Source organism: Streptomyces sp. NPDC006261 (assembly GCF_040613515.1).
Classification (GTDB): domain Bacteria; phylum Actinomycetota; class Actinomycetes; order Streptomycetales; family Streptomycetaceae; genus Streptomyces.
Genome location: NZ_JBEXSI010000144.1, coordinates 1 through 2,774 on the forward strand (window position 1 = coordinate 1; position 2,774 = coordinate 2,774).

The following is a 2,774-nucleotide window of genomic DNA, read 5'->3' on the forward strand; positions in this document are numbered from 1 at the left end:
GGTGTGCTGGATGACGGGGTGATCGGTTCGCTGACTCCGGGGCGGCTGGATGCGGTGCTGCGGCCGAAGGTGGACGCGGCCTGGAACCTCCACGAGCTGACCCGGGATCTGGACCTCGCCGCCTTCGTCCTCTACTCCTCCACCGCCGGCGTCATGGGCAGCCCGGGTCAGGCGAACTACGCGGCGGGCAACACCTTCCTCGACGCGCTCGCCGCACACCGTCGCTCCCTCGGCCTGCCCGGACTCTCCCTGGCCTGGGGCGCCTGGGAACAGGGCGTCGGCATGACCAGCACGCTGGAGGACCAGGACGTGCGCCGGGTCAGCAGCGGCTCCGGAATGCCGCTCCTCTCCGTGGAGCGAGGTCTCGCCCTGTTCGACACGGCACTCGCGAGCGACGAGTCACTGATCGTGCCGCTCGCCCTGTCCGGCAACGCGATCCCGGCCACCGCCGACGTCCCCGCCCTCCTGCGCGGACTCGTGCGCAGCGGCCGCCGCGCCGCCAGGAGCGGAGCCACCGGGGCGTCCCGTGCGGGCCTGGTCGAGAAGCTCGCCGCACTGCGCGACGACGAGCGGCCCCGGCTGCTCACCGAACTCGTCCGCGCCGAGGCGGCCGTGGTGCTGGCGCACTCCTCACCCGAAGCCATCGCGGTGGAGCGCGAGTTCCGCCAGCTCGGCTTCGACTCGCTGACCGCCGTCGAACTGCGCAACCGACTGGCGACCGCCACCGGACTGACGCTTCCGGCCACCCTGATCTTCGACTACCCCACACCGGCCCGGCTCGCGGCCTTCCTGCTCGACGAACTGGTGGGCGACGACGCTGTCGCGACCGTCGCCGTCCGCGAAGCGCGCGACGGCTCCGACCCCGCCGACGACCCGATCGCGATCGTCGGCATGAGCTGCCGCTTCCCCGGCGGCGTGGAATCACCGGAAGGGCTCTGGGACCTCGTGCTCTCGGGCGGCGACGCGATCTCCGGCTTCCCCGACGACCGGGGATGGCAGGCCGACTCCACGATCGGCGCACGCGAAGGCCAGGGCGGCTTCCTTCGGGACGTCGCCGACTTCGACGCCGGGTTCTTCGGCATCTCGCCGCGTGAGGCCATCGCCATGGACCCGCAGCAGCGTGTTCTCCTCGAAGTCTCCTGGGAGGCCGCCGAGCGGGCGGGCATCGACCCGGCCACCCTGCGCGGCAGCCGAACCGGCGTCTTCATGGGCGTCAGCGGCCAGGACTACGCCGGCCTCGTCATGCGGGCGAAGGACGATATGGCGGGCCACGCCACCACCGGCCTCGCGGTCAGCGTCGTCTCGGGCCGGCTCGCCTACGCGCTCGGCCTGGAAGGCCCCGCGATGTCGGTGGACACCGCCTGCTCGTCCTCGCTCGTCTCGCTGCACCTCGCGGCCCAGGCCCTGCGCAGCGGCGAATGCACCCTCGCCCTCGCCGGCGGGGTGACGGTGATGACCACCTCCGCCAACTTCGCCGGCTTCTCCCGCATGGGGGGGCTCGCGGGCGACGGACGCTGCAAGGCGTTCTCCGACTCCGCGGACGGGACCGGCTGGTCCGAGGGCGCGGCCGTGCTGGTCGTGGAACGGCTGTCGGACGCACGGCGCAACGGACACACGGTGCTGGCGGTGGTCCGCGGCAGCGCCGTCAACCAGGACGGCGCGTCCAACGGACTGACGGCCCCGAACGGACCCGCGCAGCAGCGCGTCATCCGGCAGGCCCTCGCCAACGCCGGACTGTCCCCGGCCGACGTCGACGCCGTCGAGGCACACGGCACGGGCACCCCGCTGGGCGACCCCATCGAGGCGCAGGCCCTGCTCGCCACCTACGGACAGGACCGGGAACTGCCCCTGCTGCTGGGATCGGTGAAGTCCAACATCGGCCACACCCAGGCCGCGGCGGGTGCGGCGGGCCTCATCAAGATGGTCATGGGCCTGCGGCACGGAACGCTCCCCAGGACGCTGCACCTCACCGAGCCGTCGAGCCATGTCGACTGGACGGCGGGCTCCGTGGAACTGCTGGCCGACACCACCACGTGGCCGGAGACCGGGCGACCCCGGCGGGCGGGCGTCTCCTCCTTCGGGATCAGCGGCACGAACGCGCATGTGGTCCTGGAGCAGGCGGAACCGGCTCTCGACGCCGGCGACGGCGTGCCCGGGACGACTCCCGACACCGTGCCGTGGCTCGTATCGGCCAATAGCGAAGCCGCGCTGGAGGGGCAGATACAGCAGCTCCGGGCCTTCGCCCGGGAGCACCCCGACCGCCCGTACACGGACGTCGGCCTCACCCTCGCAACCTGCCGCTCACTCTTCGATCACCGCGCGGTGCTGCTGGCCACCCGCGAGGGCATCACGGAAGCGGCGCGGGGGACGGCCATCGAGCAGTCGACGGCGGTGCTGTTCTCGGGTCAGGGTGCGCAGCGGCTCGGTATGGGTCGTGAACTGTACGGGGCTTTTCCGGTGTTCGCGGAGGCGCTGGACGCGGCGGTCGCGTTGCTGGACGCGGGGTTGGGTCGTTCGCTGCGTGAGGTGATGTGGGGTGAGGACGCCGACCTCCTGAATGAGACGGGTGCGGCCCAGCCGGCGTTGTTCGCGGTCGAGGTGGCGTTGTTCCGGCTGGCGGAGTCGTGGGGTGTGCGGCCCGACTTCGTGGCGGGGCATTCGATCGGTGAGATCGCGGCGGCTCATGTGGCGGGGGTGTTCTCGTTGGAGGACGCCTGTGCCCTGGTGGCGGCGCGGGCGCGGCTCATGCAGGCGCTGCCGGACGGCGGCGCCAT

The 2,774-nt window shown here is 72.5% G+C and carries 1 protein-coding gene; it reads left to right on the forward strand.

The annotated features are described in order from the left end of the window. The coding region (locus tag ABZ154_RS34920; RefSeq protein ID WP_356838482.1) for a beta-ketoacyl synthase N-terminal-like domain-containing protein at window positions 1-2,774 on the forward strand (2,774 nt) is incomplete at both ends.